This is a genomic window from Flavobacterium longum (genome assembly GCF_965137575.1).
GTDB classification, from domain to species: Bacteria; Bacteroidota; Bacteroidia; order Flavobacteriales; family Flavobacteriaceae; genus Flavobacterium; species Flavobacterium longum.
Genome location: NZ_CBCRZJ010000003.1, coordinates 1 through 24,463 on the forward strand (window position 1 = coordinate 1; position 24,463 = coordinate 24,463).

14 protein-coding genes and 1 pseudogene are annotated in these 24,463 nt (G+C 51.0%); 4 read left to right on the top strand and 11 right to left on the bottom strand.

Going from position 1 to position 24,463, the window contains the following annotated elements; genetic code table 11:
• Window positions 1-1,689: pseudogene (locus ACM9J1_RS05635) on the bottom strand (hypothetical protein); the annotation flags it as partial.
• A gap of 2,714 nt (window positions 1,690-4,403) precedes the next feature.
• Between ACM9J1_RS05635 and folE the strand changes: the two are divergent.
• From folE to lgt, 4 genes are all read left to right on the top strand, one after another.
• Window positions 4,404-5,078, top strand: coding sequence for a GTP cyclohydrolase I FolE (gene folE / locus ACM9J1_RS05640; protein WP_415581002.1), 675 nt, complete (start codon window positions 4,404-4,406; stop codon window positions 5,076-5,078).
• Window positions 5,079-5,193: 115 nt separating this feature from the next.
• Window positions 5,194-6,675: a cysteine--tRNA ligase gene (gene cysS / locus ACM9J1_RS05645; protein ID WP_415581003.1), complete on the top strand. Its 1,482-nt coding sequence runs from the start codon at window positions 5,194-5,196 to the stop codon at window positions 6,673-6,675.
• Between the two features lie 11 nt (window positions 6,676-6,686).
• Window positions 6,687-6,932: a membrane protein insertion efficiency factor YidD gene (yidD, locus tag ACM9J1_RS05650; protein ID WP_415581565.1), complete on the top strand. Its 246-nt coding sequence runs from the start codon at window positions 6,687-6,689 to the stop codon at window positions 6,930-6,932.
• A gap of 104 nt (window positions 6,933-7,036) precedes the next feature.
• Window positions 7,037-7,972 (top strand): prolipoprotein diacylglyceryl transferase, encoded by a 936-nt coding sequence (gene lgt / locus ACM9J1_RS05655; protein ID WP_415581004.1) that lies wholly within the window; start codon window positions 7,037-7,039, stop codon window positions 7,970-7,972.
• 51 nt (window positions 7,973-8,023) lie between these two features.
• Here the strand turns inward: lgt and ACM9J1_RS05660 are convergent, their stop codons facing one another.
• The 10 genes from ACM9J1_RS05660 to ACM9J1_RS05705 form a co-directional block, all read right to left on the bottom strand.
• A complete protein-coding gene (locus ACM9J1_RS05660) occupies window positions 8,024-8,818 on the bottom strand; it encodes a hypothetical protein (RefSeq protein ID WP_415581005.1) in 795 nt (264 codons plus the stop codon).
• 62 nt (window positions 8,819-8,880) lie between these two features.
• Window positions 8,881-11,880, bottom strand: coding sequence for a protein translocase subunit SecDF (gene secDF / locus ACM9J1_RS05665; RefSeq protein ID WP_415581006.1), 3,000 nt, complete (start codon window positions 11,878-11,880; stop codon window positions 8,881-8,883).
• A gap of 362 nt (window positions 11,881-12,242) precedes the next feature.
• Window positions 12,243-13,178, bottom strand: a complete 936-nt coding sequence (gene mdh / locus ACM9J1_RS05670; RefSeq protein ID WP_415581007.1) for a malate dehydrogenase — start codon at window positions 13,176-13,178, stop codon at window positions 12,243-12,245.
• Window positions 13,179-13,289: 111 nt separating this feature from the next.
• Window positions 13,290-15,227 (bottom strand): DNA topoisomerase (ATP-hydrolyzing) subunit B, encoded by a 1,938-nt coding sequence (gene gyrB / locus ACM9J1_RS05675; protein WP_415581008.1) that lies wholly within the window; start codon window positions 15,225-15,227, stop codon window positions 13,290-13,292.
• Between the two features lie 117 nt (window positions 15,228-15,344).
• Complete coding sequence (locus ACM9J1_RS05680; protein WP_415581009.1) at window positions 15,345-16,361, bottom strand: dipeptide epimerase; 1,017 nt, start codon at window positions 16,359-16,361, stop codon at window positions 15,345-15,347.
• A 267-nt stretch (window positions 16,362-16,628) separates the two neighbouring features.
• Window positions 16,629-18,245 carry an asparagine synthase B gene (gene asnB / locus ACM9J1_RS05685; RefSeq protein WP_415581011.1) on the bottom strand — a complete coding sequence of 539 codons (1,617 nt, stop codon included), beginning with the start codon at window positions 18,243-18,245 and terminating at the stop codon, window positions 16,629-16,631.
• Window positions 18,246-18,400: 155 nt separating this feature from the next.
• Window positions 18,401-18,847: a hypothetical protein gene (locus ACM9J1_RS05690; RefSeq protein WP_415581012.1), complete on the bottom strand. Its 447-nt coding sequence runs from the start codon at window positions 18,845-18,847 to the stop codon at window positions 18,401-18,403.
• An 8-nt stretch (window positions 18,848-18,855) separates the two neighbouring features.
• On the bottom strand, window positions 18,856-19,110 hold the full coding sequence (locus ACM9J1_RS05695) for a hypothetical protein (RefSeq protein ID WP_415581013.1): 255 nt from the start codon (window positions 19,108-19,110) through the stop codon (window positions 18,856-18,858).
• A gap of 48 nt (window positions 19,111-19,158) precedes the next feature.
• A complete protein-coding gene (locus ACM9J1_RS05700; RefSeq protein WP_415581015.1) occupies window positions 19,159-20,901 on the bottom strand; it encodes a TonB-dependent receptor in 1,743 nt (580 codons plus the stop codon).
• 176 nt (window positions 20,902-21,077) lie between these two features.
• A complete protein-coding gene (locus ACM9J1_RS05705; RefSeq protein ID WP_415581016.1) occupies window positions 21,078-24,089 on the bottom strand; it encodes a tetratricopeptide repeat protein in 3,012 nt (1,003 codons plus the stop codon).
• Between the last annotated feature and the right edge of the window lie 374 nt (window positions 24,090-24,463).

Below are 24,463 nucleotides of genomic sequence, written 5' to 3' on the forward strand. Positions count from 1 at the left end.
GATCGGGAGCTCAACCACCGTGCGGCAGCCCGTGGCATCGTAGGCCACCGAGACGTACACCACCTGGTCGCAGGCGACGATGTTGGTATAGGAGCCCGGGGTGGCGATAGGCGTCTGCCCGTTCTGGGCATCGGTCAGGGTCTCATGGAAAGTCACCGTGATGCCCGCAGGGGGAACCGGCGAACCCAGGATGTCCGCGATGGAAAGCGTCAGGTCGAACGGCGCGAAGCAGTCGTTGTTCGGGTCGCAGACCTCAAGGGGCTGAGGGATTGCCGCCGGCGGGCCCTGGCTAACCGTCAGGGTGACCGGGGCCACCGAGATGCAGCCCGTGGCAAGCTCCCGCACAGAGGCATAGACAACCTGCGGGTTGGCCGCCGTATTCTGGAAATTGACAGGGTCGGCGATGTATGACGCGGCCGTGGCATCTCCCGCCTGCGCACCCGCCTGGGTCAGGTAATACGAAACGCCCAATCCCGGAACGCCGCCCGAGACCGTAAGGGACTGGCTGGTCAGATCGAAAACCGAGATGCCCGTGGCGTCACCGCAGGCGTTCATCGAGGAGGCGAAGACCGCAGGGAGCGGATCGACCACAAGGTTGAAGCACGCCACGGCGAAGCAGCCGCTGGTATCGTTGGTCAGCCTGGCGCATATCTGCTGCGGGCTGCCCGTATTGGTATAGGCCGTCGGGGTCGGGATCGCGTTGGTGCCCAGGACCGCATCGGCGTTGTTCACGTAATAGGTGACCGTGATGCCCGTCTGCCCGTTCAGGATCACGCCGTCCATGGTGGTCAAATCGAAGGATTCCTGATTGTCCCCCGGGGCGTTGTAATCGCACAGGCGGTAGTCAGGGATCACCGGGTTGGGCACCGGTACCGGATCCACGAAGATATCGACGGTCTGCTGGCTCGAGCACTGCGGCGCAGCGGGGTCGAATACCCTGATATGGATCGTCTGGGAGGAGGCCACGATGTTGCAGTAGGCCGAGGACGTCGCTATCGGGCTGGCGCCCGTCTGGGCGTCGGTGGCCGTCTCGTGGAAGCTCACCGAAAGGGCAGCGTTGCCCCCGGTGACCTGCGCGATGGCCGGCGTAAGGTCGAAAAGGCACGAGAAGCCGTCGTTGTTGTCGTCGCAGACATGGATGTCCGTGGCAGGCAAAGCCACCGGGCTGTTGAAGATCGTGATGGTGAAGCTGTGCTCGTCGGTGCAGTTCGGAGTGGTGCCCGTCTGCGCAAAGACGTACATCGTCATCGAGGACGTGATCACGTCGCCCGCGGCATAGGACGTGCCCGTACCGCCCGGACCGCTATAATAAGAACCCGAGTTCAGGAAAGGCAATACATAACTGTCGCACGAAATCACGTTCGAAGGGGCGTCGGCGATTGGAGTGACGTTCACCGTAACAAGGAAGTCGCCGCTGGCGCTGCAGTTCGGCGTGGTGCCCGTCTCGTCCACGATCACGATGGTCTGCGTCGTGGTGATCACCGTACCCGCCGCGATCACAGGGCCGGTGGCCGTGCCCGCGTGGTAGGACTGTGTCGGTGACGGCAAGGCAGGGAGCACATAGCTGTCGCAGACCGTCACGTCAGCAGGGTTCGGCGCGACCGGTGTCGTGTTTATAGTGACGACGAAATCGCCGTTGGAGGAACAGTTCGGCGTGGTGCCCGTCTCGTCCACGATCACGATGGTCTGNGTCGTGGTGATGGTCGTGCCCGCAGCGATGACCGGGCCGGTGGCCGTGCCCGCGTGGTAGGATTGGGTCGGAGACGGNANGGCCGGAAGCACGTAGCTGTCGCAGGCCGTCACGTCAGCAGGGTTCGGTGCCGTCGGGGTGACGTTCACCGTAACCAAAAAATCGCCGCTGGCGCTGCAGTTCGGCGTGGTGCCCGTCTCGTCCACGATCACGATGGTCTGCGTCGTGGTGATGGCCGTGCCCGCCGCGATCACAGGGCCGGTGGACGTGCCCGCGTGGTAGGATTGGGTCGGCGATGGCAAGGCAGGGAGCACATAGCTGTCGCACACCGTGACGTCCGCCGGGTTCGGCGCGACCGGTGTCGTGTTTATAGTGACGACGAAATCGCCGTTGGAGGAACAGTTCGGCGTGGTGCCCGTCTCATCCACGATCACGATGGTCTGCGTCGTGGTGATGGTCGTGCCCGCAGCTATCACTGGGCCTGTGGCCGTGCCCGCGTGGTAAGTCTGTGTCGGCGACGGAAGGGCCGGAAGCACGTAGCTGTCGCAGGCCGTCACGTCAGCAGGGTTCGGTGCCGTCGGGGTGACGTTCACCGTAACCAAAAAATCGCCGCTGGCGCTGCAGTTCGGCGTGGTGCCCGTCTCGTCCACGATCACGATGGTCTGCGTCGTGGTGATGGCCGTGCCCGCNGCGATNACNGGGCCGGTGGCCGTGCCCGCGTGGTAGGATTGGGTCGGCNATGGCAAGGCAGGGAGCACATAGCTGTCGCANACCGTNACGTCNGCNGGGTTCGGCGCGACCGGTGTCGTGTTTATAGTGACGACGAAATCGCCGTTGGAGGAACAGTTCGGCGTGGTGCCCGTCTCATCCACGATCACGATGGTCTGCGTCGTGGTGATGGTCGTGCCCGCAGCTATCACTGGGCCTGTGGCCGTGCCCGCGTGGTAAGTCTGTGTCGGCGACGGAAGGGCCGGAAGCACGTAGCTGTCGCAGGCCGTCACGTCAGCAGGGTTCGGTGCCGTCGGGGTGACGTTCACCGTAACAAGGAAGTCGCCGCTGGCGGTACAATTTGGTGTAGTTCCGGATTCCGCTACAATAAAAATAGTTTGCGTGGTTGTGATGCTGGAGCCGGCAGCGATGACCGGACCAGTAGCGGAACCGGCATGATAGGTTTGCCCTGCTGGAAGCGCCGGGAGTACGTAAGAATCACAAACGGTAACGTCGGCAGGGTTTGGCGTAGCCGGTTGCGGATGAACGACCAACAAGAACGATGTCGTACCGAACAATCCTGTAGCGTTTTCTTCCATCCGGATAAAAATCGTTTGATTCGGTCCGCCAACATAGGCATTGGTTGGCAAAACATCTGCTACATCATTGTCCGCATTGGCTTGTGACGTGTGAAATGTAACCGTGTAATCAGTTGCGCTGTGCGTACCCAAAATACCTGGAATCAATGCGTCGAGGTCAAATGTCTCCGTTCCATCGTTAGAGATGTCGTCACAGACCGCTTGTGTCGGCGGCGGAATCGGGCCGCAGTCGATAATGTCGAGCGTAAAAGACAGCACGGTAATACAACCGCCATTATTATCTTCGATGGCCAAGTAAATGGTTTGTCCGTCGGCGCCTGAATAGTTCGTCGGCGATCCGATTGGCGATATGCCCAGTCCGGCGTTGGTAGGATCTGTATAATATCCGTTAATCGTATAATCGTTGGGATCGAGCCCCATAAACGCCTCATCATTCTGCGTCAAATCGAAAAATGCGGGCGCGGGACCGCATTCGTTTAACGTTACCGGGTTTTGAGTCGTCGGAGCCAATACCGGCGGTGGTATGGTTACGGTTGCCGACGCATTGGCGTAACAACCCGGACTGTTGGCCACCACGGTATAGTCACCGGGCACCGAAGTCGTGTAGGTTGAACCCGTTGCCCCAGAAATGGGACCTGAAGAATTGTACCATTGAAAGGTAGGTGCGGTAGCATTCAGGTATTGCGCTGTCAAGGTAGTTTGCGGACACGGTGGAGCGGCACCTAAAATGGACAACGGACAGATGATGTTACAATCTGTTGCACCAGCACCCGGACCGCCACTGTTGGTCTGCGTTAAGCTGATTTGCCCCGCCTGATTACTGAAATTGGTAATCAGGAGCATGTACACCTCACCTACTTGCGCATTAGTGATGGTGAAGTTTTCTACGGCTGCCGCAGAATAACTACAGGCAATCTGTGATGTGGCATTGAGGTTGGCGGCACCGCAAATGGGCGTGGCAAATGGGCCCCAAGCGATAAAGTCGACATCGATACCAGTACCGCCATTACTCACCTGGGAAATCTGGAAATTCAGATTACCGGCAATACCAATCTGGAGATAGAACCAAGCCGGGTTCGGCTGGGTAAATAAACAATCGTAATCGATACCGGCCTCGGCAGCAGGCTGGTTGGTTACGTTAGGGAACGTTAACGCTGAACCGCCGGCACAGAATGGATCTGCGCCAGCGCACGTGGGCGACTGACCGTAAGCGTTAATACACAAAAAAGTCAGTAAAACTAACAGTAGGTAACTCTTTTTCATTTTTTTGGTAATTATAGCAGGGCGAAATTTACAGAAAATTAAGAAAAGATTGACGTTAAATTCAGAAAAGTTTTAATTTAAAACGGTTAAGAATTGTTACTTATTTATTATTTATCTTTGTGCCTGTAAAAAATCGCCCTTAAATGAGCCATTCCAGAGATTTAGACGAACTTTCAGCCGAAGATCATCCATATACCAGTGCCGTAAACCCGATTCGCGACGATGCATTTGACCTATCTGACGAGGATAAAATCGAACGCATCAAAAAAGATGTGGAAAACATCCTGCACACCTTGGGTATGGACTTGACCGACGACAGCATTAAAGGCACGCCCAACCGCGTGGCGAAGATGTTTGTCAAGGAAATTTTTGGTGGGCTGAACCCACAGCGCAAGCCAAAGCCGTCCACTTTTGAAAACAATTACAAATACGGCGAAATGCTCGTGGAGAAAAACATTACCCTCTACTCTACCTGTGAACATCATTTGCTTCCGATCATCGGTCGGGCGCACGTAGCGTACATTTCGAGCGGGAAAGTCATTGGACTGTCCAAGATGAACCGCATCGTGGAATACTATGCGAAAAGGCCGCAGGTGCAGGAACGCCTGACCATGCAGGTTGTACAAGAATTGCAGCAGGCACTCGGCACCGAGGATGTTGCCTGTGTCATCGATGCAAAACACTTGTGCGTGAACTCGCGCGGCATCAAAGACATCGCATCCAGTACGGTAACGTCTGAATTCGGTGGCAAGTTCAAAGATCCGCAAGTGAAGCGTGAGTTTTTGGACTACATCCAGCTGGATACGGAATTCGAATAAACCACCAAACCCTAGCCCCGATTGCAGAGGAAATCCTTTTTTAAATGTTTGCCGGCGAAGCAAGGAAATACGTTTAAAAAAGATTGCAACGGAAAGCGGGAAAAAGCTCCTAAAAATGCAGCTATACAAAACCCATCCGCTCAAGATTTACAATTCGCTTTCGGGCGAAAAGGAAGTGTTTACGCCCATACACGAAGGCAATGTTGGCATGTACGTGTGCGGCCCGACCGTTTACAGCAATGTACATTTGGGGAACGTACGTACGTTTATGTCATTCGACATGATTTACCGCTACCTGCTGCACTTGGGCTACAAGGTTCGTTATGTACGGAACATTACCGATGCCGGGCATTTGACCGATGACGGCGACGTGGAAAACGACCGTTTCGTAAAGCAGTCGCGGCTTGAGAAACTGGAGCCGATGGAGGTTGTGCAGAAATATTCGGTGGATTTCCACAAAGTCCTCGACACCTTTAATTTCCTGCCGCCGACCATTGAACCGACGGCCACCGGACACATTGTGGAGCAAATTGAACTGACACAGAAACTCATTGAAAAAGGGCTGGCTTACGTGAGCGAAGGCTCGGTGTATTTCGATGTGTTGGAATACAACAGCCGCGGACTGAATTACGGCGAACTAAACAACCGGAGCGTGGACGAATTGCTGGCCAATACGCGTGATCTGGACGGCCAGAACGAAAAGAAAAACCCGCAGGATTTTGCCCTCTGGAAGAAAGCCTCGCCGGCGCACATCATGCGCTGGAACTCGCCTTGGGGCGAAGGTTTTCCGGGCTGGCATTTGGAGTGTACGGCCATGAGCACCAAATACCTTGGGGAAAATTTTGACATCCACGGCGGCGGCATGGATTTGAAATTCCCACACCACGAGTGCGAAATCGCGCAAGGAAAAGGCTGCAACGACAAGGCACCGGTGAATTACTGGATGCATACCAACATGCTTACGATGAACGGGTTGCGCATGAGTAAATCAACCGGGAATTACATTTTGCCGATGCAACTCGTTAACGGCGAGAACGACTTTTTTGAAAAGGCTTTCGCTCCCGGCGTGGTGCGTTTCTGCTTCATGCAGGCGCATTACCGTAGCGTGCTGGACATTTCCAACGACGCCATGGTCGCCAGCGAAAAAGGCTTTAACCGCATCATGGAAGCCATGGACAGCCTGCCGAACTTGACGGCTTCGGACGCTTCTACACTGGACATCGCCGCTTGGAAGCAGGCTTGCTACGATGCCATGAGCGATGACATCAACACACCGATTTTGATTGCGCAACTCTTTGAAGGCGTGCGTTATATCAATTTACTGAAAGACGGCTCGGCGACCTTGACAGCGGCCGATTTACAGACGCTGGCACAGACGATGCAGGCATTTTTGTTTGACGTTTTGGGATTGAAGGACGAAAAATTGCCGGCCGACGGCACCGAAAAAATCGAAGGCTTGGTTGGGTTGCTTATTGAGATGCGCAACACTGCCCGCGCCAACAAGGATTTCGCGATGTCTGACCAGATCCGCGACCAGTTGGCGGCGCTCGGCATCCAGTTGAAAGACGGCAAGGACGGCACTACGTTTACCTACTGACATTGGCCTTGCTGAAGAACATCCTGATTTCTCCTTTTGTGGCGCTGGTACGTTTTTACCAGATCGTGATTTCGCCCTTATTTCCGGCCACCTGTAGGTTCCAGCCGACGTGTTCTCATTACATGATAGAAGCACTCAGGACGCATGGGCTATTTTATGGCGGATATTTGGGCATAAAAAGAATCCTGAGTTGCCATCCGTGGGGCAAAAGCGGCTACGATCCGGTGCCTAAAAAAAATATGGACGGAAACAATTGACGTTCAGTGTTTGACGTCCGTCGTTCGACGTTTGACGTTGGACGTTTGACTTTGACGTTTGCCTTTCGACTATTTTTCCTATTTTTACCCAACAACTTCACCACATGACTTTACCTCTGCAAATTATCTGGAATCCGTCGGAAGGCATCGACCTTGGATTTTTCGTGATTCGTTACTACAGCCTGATGTTCGTGCTGGCCTTTGGTTTGGGCTGGTACATCATGAAAAGGATTTTCGACAACGAACACGAGCCCATAGAAAAACTCGACTCGCTGTTCATCTGGACGGTTTTGGCGACTTTGCTGGGTGCGCGTCTCGGCCACGTTTTCTTTTACGATTGGGAATACTTCAGGAACCATCCAGCCGAAATCCTGCTGCCGGTGCGCTTTACGCCTAAACTCGAATTCACGGGATTTCAGGGGTTGGCCAGCCACGGTGCAGCGATTGCCATCGCCATTGCGATGTATTTCTTCAGCAAGCGCGTGATGAAAAGGCCGTTGCTCTGGATCTTGGACCGTATCGTTATCCCGATCACACTCGGCGCTGTGTTCGTCAGGATCGGGAATTTCTTCAACTCTGAAATCGTCGGCAAAGAAACCTCGTCATCATTGGGCATTCGGTTCGTACGCGACCAATTCCTGCCGCGTGAGGCGATGGCACAAACCCGGATGAAAACACCCAACGAAGCCTACCAAGCCATAGCGGAAAACCCAGCGTTCGCCCATCTGTTGCAGGAAGTGCAGCCGAAGTATCCGGCGCAACTTATGGAAGCGATTGGCTACATCATCATTTTTGGCATCTTGTTCTATCTGTATTGGAGAACCGACACGCGCGAACGCCGCGGATTTATGTTTGGGCTGTTCCTCGTGTTGCTTTGGTCGGTGCGCTTTGTCGTGGAATACGTCAAGGAAAGCCAAGGCGGATTTGAAAGTGCATTAGGCTTGTTCTCGACAGGCCAGTGGCTGAGTATTCCGTTTATCCTGATTGGCCTGTATTTAATGTGGAATGCAGACAAACCGATTGAAGGAATTGATAATTAATAAGGAGTAATTAATATTGAAAAGAGCCGACAACGCTGTTGTCGGCTCTTTTTATATTTTTTCGAAATATGTTCCGGTAAAACGGTAGCGGATTTTCTTTCTGGTTAGGCGGCCGTTTTCCTGAATGAGGGGAATGCATATGGTGTGCGACTTTGCGTCATATTGCAGCCAAGCTTCTTCCCTATTGATGGGATTATCGCGATTGGGAGAAGCCGAAAAATCGATTTCATAGGACAGTTCATTGCGGATACCTGTTTGGGTTTTGATCAGCCTTGCATCGCTGTTGAGCACGCCGTCTTCCACGGAGAATATCTTTACCGTATGGACAGATACCGCTGAGCTTCCGACAGCCACCCCTTTTACGACATAATACTTCTTGCCGCCCGAAACCACTTCGTCCAACACGTCATAGAAGAAGCTTACGGATTCGTCCGGGTCTTCGGTCTCCAGCCAAATGGGTTTCTGTGAAAACACGCGATGGCCATCACTGAATTGGAATACGCTGATGGCATAACGCATCGTTCCACCAGTCTCATCGTCCCAACTGTAAATACTGAGAAGCCCGTCTGGAGAACGGGTCAACCCAACATTATACTCTTCAAGCGATTTGAATGGTTTGTCGAGGCTTTCCTGGGTTTGCGTACATTCCAGCAACCGCGTCTGCAGCTTTTCGTTGTAAACGACGATCGAATCCATATCGGTCGTATCATGACCATTTATGTAGCGATCCAAGAAATGCGCGCGTCTGGCTGCAACAGCCTGCAAATCCGTTTCGCAGTCCGCTACATTTTGCGCAATACATGAAGCGTATGCCGACAACAATAGCATCGTCATTAAATGTTTCATACTGTCAAGATAAAAAAAGCCCCGGAATTGTCCGAGGCCTCTTTTTATTTTCTTTCAATCGATTATTCCCTGTTGTGCTCTTCTTCGATGCGTTTGTGCTCGGCATCCGAAATCGTGTCGCACAACACCGGCGTCGCGATGAACAACGATGAATACGTTCCTACCACGATACCGATCAACATCGCGAAGATGAAGCCGCGGATGGATTCACCGCCGAACACGAACATGATGGCCAATACCAAGATCATCGTGAGTGACGTGTTGATGGTACGCGACATGGTGGAGTTAATGGACTGGTTCACGATTTCATTGAAATTTCCTTTTACTTTACCGCCAAGGTATTCACGAACCCTGTCGAATACGATTACGGTATCGTTCATCGAGTAACCGATCACGGTCAGGATCGCGGCCACGAAATGCTGGTCGATTTCCATCCCGAACGGCATGTATTTCCACAGCAACGAGTACGCGCCAAGAACGAAAATGACGTCGTGCGCAATCGCGGCAATCGCACCAAGCGAATACTGCCATTTGCGGAACGATACCATCAGGTAAAGACACACGATCAACATCGCACCGATAACGGCATAATATGAATTGGTCTGGATGTCTGAGGAAACCGTCGCAGATACTTTCGATCCTTGCAAAATGCCCAGTTTCTTGCCGTCGTAAATGTTGACGAATTTGTCATACGTCATGTCCGGGCCATAGTGTTTCTTCAAGGTTTCAAACAACACTTGGTTCACGGCTGCGTCGGCTTCGGTACCGTGTTCGTCCACTTTGTATTTCGTCGTGATCTTCAACTGGTCGTTTGAACCGAATACTTTTGCTTCTGCGCTACCGTCAAACGGCTTGAGCAATTCCTCGCGGATTTCCTCGGCAGATACCGGCTTTTCAAAACGCACCTGGAACGTACGTCCGCCTTTGAAGTCAACACCGTAGTTCAAACCGTGCGTGTACAACGAAACGATGCAAACCACCAGGACAACCGCAGAAAACGCGTACGTCCATTTCTTGATGCGCAAGAAGTCAAAGTGGAAATTCGTAAAGAAGTTCTTAGAGAAACCTGTGGTGAAAGTCAACGCCTCGCCTTTGGCCAAACCGCGGTCCAGCAACATGCGGGTGATGAAGATTGACGTGAACAATGAAGTAGCGATACCAATCAAGAGCGTCGTCGCGAAACCTTGGATTGGACCCGTTCCGAAAATAAGGAGTACGGCACCGGTCAAGACGTGTGTCACGTTCGCATCGACGATGGAACGCATGGCGCCTTTCCATCCGAAAGAGGCTTTGATGGCTTCTTCCTGAGACTTGCCCGCACGAAGTTCTTCCTTCGCACGTTCATAGATAATGATGTTCGCATCCACGGCCGTACCCATTGTAAGCACGATACCCGCAATACCCGGAAGCGTCAATACCGCGCCAAGGCTGGCCAAGATGCCAAACAAGAACAACAAGTTTACGATCAAGGCGATGTTGGCGTACAAACCAGACTTGCCGTAGTACACCATCATCCAAAGTGCTACGATTAAAAGACCGATGATGGCCGATGTGGTGCCGTTGTCAATCGCTTCCTGACCCAATGACGGGCCAACGACTTCTGATTGTACGATTTCGGCCGCGGCAGGCAATTTACCCGCGCGGAGCACGTTGGCTAAGTCTTTTGTTTCTGTAACGTCGAAGTTGCCTGAAATCTCAGAACGTCCGCCGGAGATTGGGCCAGACGATACACCCGGCGCAGAATACACGACGTTATCGAGCACGATGGCGATGAAGCCTTTGGTCGTAAATGCTTTGCCGGTCAATTCTTCCCAAGCACGCGCACCTTGACCATTCATTTGCATCGTCACCGATGGTTTGCCCAATTGATCGAATGAATCGCGGGCGTCGGTTACAACACCGCCGCTCAAGGCCGCTTGACCGGAACGGTTGCCTTTTAGCGCATACAGTTCGGTCGTTTCAATATCTTTTCCTTTGTCGTCTTTACCTGCTACTGGCTTGCCCCAAACGAATTTGGCGTAACGCATATCGGCTGGCAACAGCGAACGCACTTCTTGCCTTCTGAGGTAACCGCCCACTTCAGCCGTATCTTTAGAAGCGACGATGGCGAGTACTGGACCGCCGCCGCCAGACAAAATCTTATCGAGTAGTGGGCCGCGACCGGTTTTGGCCGTGGCTGCCGCCGAATCCTTGGCTTTGTCTGCCCCGAGCAGTTTGGAGATTTCTTCAGATTTCGTATCGGCTGGTTTGGTCGTGTCTGCAGCTACCGGAGCAGCTTCATTTTTGGTTGAATTCTTCAGCGTTTCGTTGGCGGCCAACAGGAAGTTGCCCAACTCTTCGCTTTTGTAGGTTTCCCAGAACTCCAACTGTGCGGTGCTCTGCAAGAGCTTCTTGATACGGTCAACGTCTTTTGCACCTGGCAATTCCACGAGGATACGGCCCGATTGGCCCAAACGCTGGATGTTTGGTTGCACCACGCCGAACTTGTCGATACGTTTGTTCAATACTTCGAACGCAGACGTGATCGATTCGTCTATCTTACGTGCGACGACTTTCTTTACTTGATCGTCGGTCATGTTGATGTTGACCTCATCGCCCATGATGCGGTTTGAGAAAATCTCCGGTGAAGCGAGTTTGGTGCCTTTTGACACTTTGTCCCACTCGTCGTAGAAGGCATCGATATAGTCTTGGTTGCCCTGTTTGTTCTTTGTAGCGTTATCCAAAGCCTGGTTGAACGCCGGATTGGTTGTATTGTTCGCCAACCCTTTCAGGATGTCTTTTACAGAAATCTGGAGCTGTACGTTGATACCGCCCTCGAGGTCAAGTCCTTTGTTGATTTTCTTGTCCCGCACTTCGTTGTAGGTGAAGCTCGTGAAGCCCATGTTCAGCACTTCGGTCTTCCCGATGGAATCAAGATACTTCACTTCTTTCTGTGAATCGCCTTTGGCAAATGCCTTGGCGTCGCTTTCCACATTGTGGGCTACGAAAGTGAAAGTCAATTGGTAAATACTTACCAGCGCAAATAAAATTGCAAAAAATTTAACGAGTCCTCTATTCTGCATTATTACTAAAAATTAATTAATCTCTTGTTTTGGCCTAGGTTAATGTGTTTGCTACGAAGCGATTAGCCTTTTTAGGATTTTCAAGGCATCCCGCGCCGCAATATCACATTTTTTTTGAAACGTGCAAATATATAATTAAGGAAAAGATTAACCAATTTTATTTGTGGTTAATCGGGAATTTTGTCAGACGGTAACGTCGAACGAAGGATAACGAACGTGGAAACGTAAAACTGTCTCCAATGATAAAAGAAAGACATGACATTGCGAAGCGTTCCATCGTAGGTGATATCCGCGTGTTAGGTTTGACATCCGACAAAAAAAGGCCGCCATCGGCAGCCCTTCCTATATATAATGTATGTTGACTAAGCGAGTACCGTTTTCAGGTCGCCGTTCATGGCGCGAACCGCATCGGCGCTCTTCGCGAGCAACGCTTTTTCCTTCTCATCCAGATTGATCGTCAGGATTTCTTCGATGCCATTGTTACCGATGATACACGGCACACCAATACAGATGTCATTCAGCCCATACTCGCCTTCAAGCATGACCGAACAAGCAATCATCTTCTTCTGGTCGTTCAGGATCGAATCCACGAGATACGCGACAGACGCGCCCGGTGCGTACCAAGCCGATGTGCCCAGCAATCCGGTGAGTGTTGCGCCGCCAACCATCGTGTCGGCAGCTACTTTGTCAAGTTGCTCTTGGGACAGGAACTCAGAAACCGGGATTCCGTTGTAAGAAGCCAAGCGCGTCAACGGAATCATGGTCGTGTCGCCGTGACCGCCAATCACCATCGCAGAGACGTCATTGATGGGTTTGTCGAGCGCCTTAGACAAATAATATTTAAAACGTGAACTGTCTAGCGCGCCGCCCATACCAATGATGCGGTTCTTCGGCAACCCGGTGGCTTTCAAGGCCAAGTAAGTCATGGTATCCATCGGGTTCGACACCACAACCATAATAGCGTTCGGCGAATGTTTCAATAGGTTTTCGGCCACGCCTTTTACGATGCCGGCATTGATCCCAATGAGTTCTTCGCGTGTCATGCCCGGCTTGCGCGGAATACCTGATGTAATCACCACGACATCCGAGTTTGCCGTTTTTGAATAATCATTCGTCACACCCGAAACACGTGTATTGAAACCCGTATTGGCCGTACACTGCGAAATATCCATCGCCTTGCCTTCCGCAAAACCTTCCTTGATATCGAGCAAAACCACTTCGCTGGCGATGCCGCGGTAAGCAATCACGTCGGCACAGGTTGCGCCTACATTTCCGGCGCCTACTATTGTAACTTTCATTATTTTAAATTTTGAATTATAAATTTTAAATTAAAGCTGCAGGTCATCAGACAAACTTCAAATTCCAAGTTCCAAATCATTTAAGATTTAGAATCTAGAACGTAAAATTAACTACGCGTCAATGTTCGCATACACGGCGTTTTTCTCGATAAATTCCCTACGAGGCGGTACTTCATCGCCCATGAGCATCGAGAAAATGCGATCGGCTTCCGCAAGGCTGTCAATAGTTACCTGACGCAGCGTCCGGTGCTCCGGATCCATGGTGGTTTCCCACAATTGTTCTGCGTTCATCTCACCCAAACCTTTGTAGCGCTGAATGCCCGCGCCGCCGCCCATGCGTTCGTTGGCCTGGTCGCGTTGCAAATCGTTCCACGCATATTCCTTCTTGTTGCCCTTTTTGACGAGATACAACGGTGGTGCTGCGATATACACGTGACCTTCCTCGATCAGCTCGCGCATGAATCGGAAGAAGAATGTCAAAATCAAGGTCGAAATGTGGCTGCCGTCCACGTCGGCGTCACACATGATGACGATTTTGTGGTACCGGAGTTTTTCCAGGTTGAGCGCTTTGGAATCATCGGCCGTGCCGATGGTTACCCCCAAGGCCGTAAAGATGTTGCGGATTTCCTCGTTTTCAAAAACCTTGTGGTGCATGGCTTTCTCCACGTTCAAGATTTTACCACGCAACGGCAAAATCGCCTGGAAGTTACGGTCGCGGCCTTGTTTGGCCGTTCCGCCCGCCGAGTCGCCCTCGACAAGGAACACTTCACATTTCGCCGGATCTTGTTCAGAACAATCCGAGAGTTTGCCCGGCAATCCGCCGCCGCCCATTACGGTTTTGCGCTGCACCATTTCGCGTGCTTTCTTGGCCGCGTGACGTGCTTGGGCCGCAAGGATTACTTTCTGTACGATGATTTTCGCGTCGTTCGGATTTTCTTCGAGATAATTTTCAAGCATTTCAGCCACCGCCTGCGACACCGGGGAAACCACTTCCCTATTGCCCAATTTGGTCTTGGTCTGGCCTTCGAACTGCGGCTCGGCCACTTTCACCGAAATAATTGCCGTTAAGCCTTCGCGGAAGTCGTCGCCGGTGATCTCAAATTTCAATTTGTCCAGCAAACCAGACTGGTCTGCGTATTTTTTCAACGTACGGGTCAAGCCCATGCGGAAACCTTGCAAGTGCGTTCCGCCTTCATGCGTATTGATATTGTTGACGTAAGAGAAAATGTTCTCTGAGTAGCTTGAATTGTAAATCAAGGCCACTTCCACAGGAATTTCGCTTTTCTCGTTCTCCATGGAGATGACGTGCGAAATAATCGGCTCACGGTTGCCGTCAAGGTATTTGACGTATTCTTTCAAGCCTTCTTCCGAATGGAATGTTTCCGATATAGGATTGCCTTTGTCGTCAAAATTCCGCAAATCAGTAAAGGTAATCGTGATGCCTTTGTTCAGGTACGCGAGTTCGCGCATACGCGCCGCCAAAGTGTCGTAACTGAACTCTGTGGTTTGCGTGAAAATGATCGGGTCTGGCCAGAATTGCTGACGTGTGCCGCGCTTGGTCGTTTCGCCGGTTTGTTTGACCGGATACAATGATTTTCCACGCTCGTATTCCTGCTCGTACACTTTGCCTTCGCGGAATACCGTAGAGTGCATTCTGATTGAGAGCGCATTCACCACCGAAACACCCACACCGTGCAAACCGCCCGATACTTTGTATGAATCTTTGTCGAACTTACCGCCTGCCCCGATCTTCGTCATGACCACTTCCAGCGCCGAAACGCCTTCTTTCTTGTGCATGTCTACCGGGATGCCGCGGCCGTTGTCTTCAACCGATACAGAGTTATCTTCATTGATGACCACCGAAATCGTGTCGCAATGGCCGGCGAGCGCCTCATCAATCGAGTTGTCTACGACTTCGTACACCAAGTGGTGCAATCCGCGGACGCCAATGTCGCCAATGTACATGGAAGGACGCATCCTTACGTGCTCCATTCCCTCGAGTGCCTGAATACTGTCGGCCGAATACTGTTTTTTGCCTTCTTCGCTCATATAAATTTTTCGCTATAAAATCGCTTTTTTCACGCGATGCGCAAATATAAGAAAACACGCTCGAAAATCTAGTCAAAACAAGGCTTTCGGGCGTGAAGTTATTAACATTTTTTCGACTTAAAACCGATGCATTTCAGCACCGGAACCGCAACCTTCTGCCCACCTGATTTTGCCCTCGCGGAAGGTTACGCCATCGGCAATATCGCCGGCGAGCAAAAGTGCGCCATCGGCATCGAGATAATCGAGTAAAGGCGCCAGTTGTGATAGCGCGGAAATACCAACGCTCGACTCGGTCATGCAGCCAGCCATGATGCTCAAGTCGGCGGAACGCGCCTCGCCGATCATTTTGAGCGCAGGCGTGATGCCGCCACATTTCATGAGTTTGATGTTGATGCCATGGAAAAGCGGCTTGCACGCGGCCACATCTTCCAACCGCTGGCAACTTTCGTCAGCAATTACGGGCAATACGGATGCTTCCTTAACGCGCTTCATACCATCAGTATCTGCGGCCGGTAGCGGCTGTTCAATAAACTCCACGTTCAGGTCTTTGAGAATTCTGGAATAGCCGATGGCTTGCGCAGCGGTCCAGGCGGCGTTAGCGTCCACGCGGAACAAACTGTCGGTGATTTTGCGCAAAGTTTCCACGATGGCCATGTCATTTCCGCGGCCGAGTTTGATCTTGTAGATCGGCCAAGGCATCTCAAGGATTTTGGCCTTCATGGTTTCGATGTCGTCGATACCGATGGTGTATGATGTCATGGGGCGTTGCTCCGTGCCCGTAAAAAAGCTTCTGAGCGTTCTTCTCTGTTTGCGCGCGAAATAATCCCAGTAAGCGATATCGATGGCACAGAGCGCAAAATAATCATCCTGCAAGCGCGGTGCGATGACATCCCAGAATGCGGCCGGGTGCAAGTCTTCGGGCAAAGCCGCGACAATGGGTGTTACTTTCTGGACACTGGCCGAGAGTTTCTCGACCGTAGAATGGTAATACGGATTGACCGTGGCTTCGCCGTAACCTGATATTTCTCCGTCTGAAATGCGCGCCACTATGGTTTTCTGGACATTCACGGTGTAACGTGAAATCGTGAACGGATGCTTGAGCGGCATTTCGAAAAGGCGGAAGTCTAAATTCATAATTGATAATTGACAATGGACAATTGAAAATGTTATCTACCGAAAGTCTGTCGATTCGGTTCGACAGCTAATAATTGATGTATCAATAGCGCCCGACTGACGCAAGCAAGTTACGGATTGGCTTCGCTCCGTTCGGTCGTTGGCCTCAGGCGCGGCGTTATGCCCAATTGTCAATTGTCAACTGTCAATTGTCAATTAAAAAAAGCGCCAGAAACCCGGCGCTTTCAAAAATACAAACAAACTAAACAACAACCTTACTTTTATATTTTAAACGGATATATTGCTTTTTGCAATGTCGACATCGGCGTGAACGTGCGCGGCATTGGCGCGGCCGCTCGGGTCTTGGTTTTCCTGCCATTTCGGAATCCATTTGCGCACGGTTTGGGCAGCGCTTTTCTGAGGGTAATGCTTGTGGAAGATGTCGCGGTAATAATACGCTTCCTTGGTGAGCGGCGTATTGTAAGGAAAACGCTCAGCGGCCTGCGCCATCTGGGCGTCAGTGACTTGCGACTCGCAGTGTGCGATGAGCGTGTCGATCCAGTTGTAGCCCACGCCGTCGGAGAATTGTTCCTTCTGACGCCAGAGGATTTCATCGGGCAAATAGGGTTTTTCGGGCGTGTCGAACGCTTTCCTTAGAATATATTTTTCGAGCCCATCGTAGGATTGCGGCTGTTTTTCCTTGGCTTCGATGGTCATAGCCAAATCCAGGAACGCTTTGTCGAGGAACGGCACGCGCGCTTCCAGGCCGTGCGCCATCGTGGATTTGTCGGCGCGGAGCAAGTCTGCGGTGAACAACTTCTGGACGCGCTCGATGGTTTCCTTTTGGAACGCCTCGGTAGACGGCGCGTTACGGAAATACAGATAGCCACCGAAAACTTCGTCCGCACCTTCGCCCGAGAGCACGACCTTGATGCCCAAGTCGGTAATGGCTTTGGCAAGGAAATACATCGGCGTGCTGGCGCGCACCGAGGTGACATCATAGGTTTCCAGATGCCAGATGAGCTTGCCCAGGATGTCGATGCCCTGCTCGACCGTAAAGTGGATTTCGTGGTGCTGCGTCCCCAGAAATGCGGCAACTTTACGGGCAGCGGCGGCGTCTGGCGACGCGTTGTCTAACCCAATTGAAAACGAATGCAGTGTTTTGCCGGCTTCGGCCAGTAAACGTGCCGCAATCGAGGACGTCAGTGAGGAATCGAGCCCACCCGAAAGCAAAACGCCGATCGGCACATCGCTCATCAGCCTTTTCCTTGTGGCCTCGGTCAGCGTTTCGCGGATGGCTTCCAAATCAAGTTTTTCAATAGCCTTGGCATGGTCTTCATACGCGGGCTGGTAGTATTTTACGAATCCGGTTTGTGGCGTGTAGAAATGCCCCGGCGGAAAGGTTGCGAAGGTTTTACACTGGTCGGCCAGCGGTTTCATCTCCGAAGCGAACCAAGTGCGTCCGCGCTCGTCGATGCCGTAGTAAAGTGGTTTCACGCCCATCGGGTCGCGTCCTGCGATAAAGTCGTCGCCATTGATGACCACAAAGGCAAAATCGCCGTCGAGTTTGTCGCAGAAGTCGTAACCGAATTCCTCGTACAAATGCACAATGACCTCAGAGTCAGACTTGCTCCGGAAGGTATGGTCTTTCAAAACCGTATCGCGCAAATGCTGGTGGTTGTAGATTTCGCCGTTGTGCACCATCCACGAACCTTTGCAACCCTGAATGGGCTGGCGGCCGGAATGCAGGTCGATGATGGACAATCTTTCGTGGCTCAGGATGTGGCCGTTTTGGGTGACGACGATATCGCTTTCGTCCGGGCCGCGGTGCGACATCCTTTTGGACAGTTCCTTTACAAGTTCTTCATCGAGCCCTTTGCCGACGATGGCTAAAAATCCGCACATAATTGTTTATTTGGTGAAGCAAAGATGTACGATGACTTTAAATATATAAACCAAAAAATTAATTTTAGTTACAAATTTAAATCTAAATAAAGTAATTGTAGAAAATTGAAAACGATAAACGTCAGGAATCGACACCATCGCTTAAAAACTGTTAACTAGCTTACCGCTTCTACGACGTATTCGGTGCCCATGATTTGAAAACAGAAACCGGGCGATTGCCCCAAGAGTTGTTGCCCAAGCGGCGACTGCGGAGACAGCGCTATGATGCTTTTTCCATCGACGGTGATTTTGGGCAATGCGGCGCAGAGGTATAAATAAGTGTTGTTGGCTTTGACCAGGCTGCCGAGGGCAATTTTGGTGGTTGGGTGCGGTTCGAGTTTATCGAGAACCGCTTTCATGTCAAGGTTTTCGCGAAGTTTCTGCGTGAGCTTTTCCTGCTCGAGATGCATCATCGAGAGCGCCGTTTCGTGTTTGTCGCCGGCCGAACCTTTGGCATCGTTCTGCGCATCGTCGGCCAGCCCGGATATCATGTCGCGGAAGACATCAATCTTATCCTGTACCAACTGTCGGTACCGCAACAGAATCTCTTCCTTTAATTCCATCTATTTGGTTATGGTTTGTCGCATTCAGGCCTTTTCGGTAAGAAATATTTATACGAAATTATCCCTACGACAATTAAACTCCCAAGCGACAACACGCCGTACGCCGCCACGCTTTGCGTTTGATACGTCACCATATTATTTTCGTCGAAATAGTTCCCTTCGCTATTATAAGGCAACCCTGCCCTTCCTAAAAAGATGAAAAAAAACAACATGGCTAAACTCGCGAAGATGACCGCCCATAAAATAAGGAATGGCTTTTTCATAGGTTTCTTCAGTTTAACCTTTAACCGCGTACCGACTTTTACTTGTCCTTAGAAATCGAACTTATAACTCGCGCCCAACAATACCTGGATGCCTTGTACCGGATAATTCAGCCAGCGTTCATACTGTTGGTTGGCGATGTTGTTCAATTTCAGGAAACCGGTCAGGCGGTCGTTGTGTTTGTAGCCCAAGTGAAAGTTGGCGTCGAAGTAACTCTTCACGGTCACGATGCCGTCTTCGGCCGCGATGACATTGTCGAGATTCAACTGGGCGTCTTTGCGTTCGCCCACGAAAAAGACCTGCGCACCGGCATACCATTTCGGCGTGATGTTTACGTCGAGCGACGAACCCAATTTAAAAGTCGGCAAATTCCAAGCTTCGGGTTGGTCTGCGGTATTGTATCCGAAGAACGAACCGTTGATGCCAAAGGAAACATTTTTGGAAAAATCGGCGTTGAGCTCCCCGAAAACCGTAATCGTCCTGACATCGTCATACACAACCCCGAATGAATTCCCGTGGTCGTAATTGTCGATGTAAGTGTTGTCGTAATCATTGGCCTTGAACAATGCCTTGTCGCGCTCGCTCAGGTACGATGCCCTGACATTGTAGCTCACGGCGTTGGCCAATTTCCCTTTCAAACCGGCAAATACGTCGAACTGGCGGTCTGTCGGGGCGATGATTTGGATCGGGGCGATGAACGGGTTTTCGGTGGTCAGGTCGCGATACGAATTCTGTTGCAGCGTTCCTTCGGCACCGGCGTAAAACACCATCAAATCCCCGACGACTTTGTACGATGCGTTCACTTGCGGGTAGACGAAAAACTTGCTGTCGCCGCCTTCGGTCGCCATGCTGTAAAACGCGGCCGCACCCAGGTTAATAGACCAATCGTCTCTCACGATGCCAAAACTCGGATGCACACCGATGTTGGTGTAGCCATATTTGTAATCTTCCAGCGGCCCGAACAATTCATCGAACTGGCCGCCCACATAATCCACGATAAATTCCGTCTTGATCTTGGTGTCGTTGATGTCGAAACTGATGGTCGGCTTGGCGAAGAAACGGTTTTCGGCGCCACCGTACGAATCCCAGAAATGGCTGAATTTCGCCGAGACATCGTTAAAAACCCCTTCGTTGAAAGACAACTTAGTTCCCAGATACAAATTCTGGAATACATGCTCAGGGCTGATGCCGTCGATGATGTTCTGACGATCAGGCTGCGGCAGTTCGATACGATAATCCTGCGGCAAACCGTACCAGTTGTACATCTGGTTCTGGTAACCGCCGTCGATGCTCCAAGACATCGCATCGGTGCGCGTGCCGTAGGTCAAATCGATTTGCGAATTGCGGAAACTGTCCTCGAGCTCCACTTCCTTGATGCCGCCCGCCGATGACAAGTGACGCACCATGCCGCCAATGTAGCCGTTATCGCCAATGTTTTCGGTCACGAACAATTCCCCGTTGATCGTGCCGTAATTGCCCAAGGCCAACGACACGAAATTCTTATAGATTTTCTCCTGCGGCGTCTTATCTACACTGGCCGCGCGTCCTTTCGACGGTGTAAAGGTGGATGCCACCGGAAACGAGAAGATGTTGTACTTGATGTCGGCCTTCTTGCTGTTGTCTTCGTCTTCGACGGCTGGCGTTTCCTTCACCTTGAATGCATCGGAAATGGTCGGTGTGTATGGCTTTACGACGTTCACGACTTCTGTCCCGATGTTTTCGTCCTTGACCTGGGCGAATGCGGTGGCGGATAGTAACAGGATGAATGCGGTATATTGGGCTTTGAATTTCATATTTAGTTGATAGTGGCTAGTTGCTAGTTGTTAGATTGTCCTGTCTGGCATCAACTCGCTCCTTTACCATATAAATTTCTGTTTCGATTTTGTTTCTTAAATTTTCTAGCCACTAGCAACTAACCACTAGCAACTTTTTTCTTCTAGCCACTAAAAACTAGCAACTAGCAACTTTACTAATTCTGTATCGACGAATTCGTTTTGGATTCTTCTCCTTTAATGATGTCCAGTTCGGTTTGCGCTTCCTGGACGATATCCGGATACTGCGTAAAGTTCTTGATGACGCTTTCCAGGATGTACGTGGCTTGGAATGAATCTTTCAGCCCGTAGAAATTCTTGGCCATGACGATCAAACCTTTGGCACCAAAGAATTTGTAGCCAGAATAGTTTTTCGTCAGTTTCTGCACCGAAGTATTCGACGCTTCAAATTTGCCATCCTTGTTCTTGAAATACGCATCGTAATACAACGCTTCCGCTGCGAGTTCGCCCGAGGCAATGGTCAGCAACTTGCCGTATGCCGCGCGTGCCTTGGTTTCGTCTCCGGTCTTGATGGCCGAACGCGCCACGATAATCTGCGCATCCGATTTTACTTTTGCGTCCGTTTTCGGGTTGTCGAGCACTTTGTCTGCATAAACCACGGCATTCGCATAGTCTTTCTCTTCGTAATAGGTTTTCATCAAGTTGGCCTGCGCGAAGGTGACGTTTTGCGGATAATCAGCATCGCTTTCCAGGCGTTTCAAAGTGGCGATGGTTTTCGCGGCATCGTCTCCTTTGATGTAGATTTCCGCGAGCCGTGCCAGCGATTGTTCCGTGAATTCATTCCGTGGGCGCGCCGCCACATTCTCGTAATGCGTGGCTGCCTTGCTTTCCTGATTGTCTGCGTAATACGATTGCGCCAGATAGAAATTCGCCTTCAACGCATGGATGCCATTCGGGAATTTCGACACGTAACCCGCCAGTTGCGAAATGGCTTGTTTGGTGTTGTTTTGCAGGTATTGTTTTTCGGCCGATGCATACGTATCGTTGTCGAGGTCAGCATCTGAAACCTCAACGAAATCAAGCGTTTTTACCCAGGTCGCGTACTCATCGACGTTGCCGTTATCCACATAGATCAAACGCGCCGTCGACACGGCTTCCAAGGCTTCAGGCGTGCGCGGATAATCGGCGGCGACTTTCTTGAATTTCGCGATCGCCTGCTGGTCTTTCTCGGCATTATAATACACCAAACCCTGACGCAGCAACGCTTTCGATGCGTAAGAACCGTTCTTGCCTTCAGCCAGCAACTTGTCGTAGGTGCTGATGGCCTGGTCGGTCTTGTTTTCGGTGACATACGTATTGCCGAGTTCAAACAACGCATCGTCTTTGTAGCTCGAGCGCGGATAGTTGTTGATGAACTTGGTCAAATCCTCGATCTTGGAATTGTTGCGGTTCACGAAACCATAGCTGATCGCTTTCTGGAATGCGGCATAATCTGCATCGACGCTCTTCATCTCGACGACTTTGTTGTACGCTTCCATTGCCGGCCAGTATTTCGCCGTCACGAAACGGCTGTCGGCCAGTCGCAAGTAGGCGTCGTGCAAACGGGTTTTGTCGGACGGATTGGTATCGATGAAACGCTGGAACGCATCGCCTGCCTGATCGTACTGTTTCAGTTTGAAATAATCATACGCGACGTTGTAATGGATGTTCTTGAACTCAGGCGTGGCTTTCGCGTCTGCCGAAGCCAGGAAATCCTTGAAATCGATGAGCGATTCGTTGAAATTGTCGAGCACGTATTCGGTTTCGGCTTTCCAAAATGTGGCGCGCGCCGTAAACCTGCTGTCGCGCGGTTCGGCGATGGATTTCTTGAACATCGACAATGCCTGTTGGTATTGGCCGTCGGTATACAATTCGAGCCCGCGGTAAAAGGTTACTTTCTGGTAGGCCGCACGGTTTGTCGTTTTGTTCTTTTCAAGCAATTCGAGTGCACCGGCGTAGTTCTTTGCCGTAATGTAAGAATCGATGAGCAAACCTTCTACTTCGGCTTTCGCTTCAGAATTCGGGTATTTTTCAAGGAATCCGGCCAATACATCCGGCACCGGCTGGTACGAGTTTCCGATTTCGTAGCTCAGCTTGCCGTAGTTCAGCATTGCATCTTCCTGGATTTTGGCATCGAAGGCCATTTCCGACGCATTCTTAAAAGCGTTCAAAGCCTGTTGCTTGCGGTCGGTCTTCAGGTAACTTTCGCCCAAATGGTAATAGGCGTTCTGGGCGACGTGGTCATTGCCGCCGATGATTTTGTTGAATTGTGCGATGGCATTCTCGTAATCGCCTTGCTTGTAATAGGCGTAACCGAGCTGGTAATAGTCCGTGTTGTTCCACTTGCCTTTCTTTCCCTTGTATTCGGTCAGGTACGGAATGGCTTCGGCGTATTGCCCTTTGTTGAACAAACTCTCGCCGATGATTTTATTGAGTTCAGACTTTTCCAGCGCGTTGGACTTTGGCATTGCGGCTTTTCCGAGTTCGATCGCCTTGTCGAATTTGCCCAGCTTAAAGTTCATGTCGGCCTGGAAATACGACATTTTCTCCTTGTATTTTTCCTGGTCCTGGATTTGGTCGAATTGCTTGGTGGCCGTTTTGTAATCATCGGTTTCATACGCCATGTAGCCCAGATAATATTTGGCTTGCGAGCCGTATTCAGGTGAATTGATGACCATGTTGAAATACTTGTCGGCTTCCTTTTTATTCTTGGCTGTGAAAAAAGCGTAGCCTTTCTGGAAGTTGAACTTGTCTTGTTCGGCCTGCGTCAGGGAATTTTCATCGACTTTCTCGAACCACTGCAACGCCTGCGGATAACGGCCTTGCTCGAAATAATAATGCGCGACCTCAATGTACGCCTGGTTTTGCTTGGTGCTCGTCGGGTAATCGGCGACGAAATTTTCCATCGCGGTATCCGCGCCGCCTTGGTCGAGGCGAATCGCGCAGTTGGCCGAATAATAGGCACAATCGGCTTCCACTTCGGGATTGCGCGTTTCCGATTTTACCTTGTCGAATATGATTTGCGCCGGTTGGTATACACCGTTCTGGTATAAGTTGAGTGCGCGGTTGAAATCTTCGGTCTCGGGGTTGCGTATTTCAGATTTTTGGGCCGAAACAGAGGCGATTCCGGCAAAGAGTAAAGCACATGAAATGGTGACGATTTGACGCATTATGGCTACATTTTTTTAAGAATTTCAAAGTTACCTTATAATGCGTTGTATAACGGCAGGGTTTAAGTTTTTATTATAAACAGGGTTTTTAACAGTCCAGTGGCTAGTGGCTAGTTGTTAGTGGCTAGATATTGATAACAAGCCGAAGCCATATTCTTTAAACCGAACATTTTTTTTGCGTGACGGATTGAAGCGGCAGCCCACAGCGCAGCGAGGACTACAGCGGAAAGCCGGACGGCGTTAAAATAACTTATTGAATTACGTATTTATGATAACGCCGACACGCCCAAAACAAAACACGCGCAGAAACAATAAACACCTTGCAAGACGAGTTATCCAGCCACTAGCCACTAACAACTAGCCACTAAAAAATT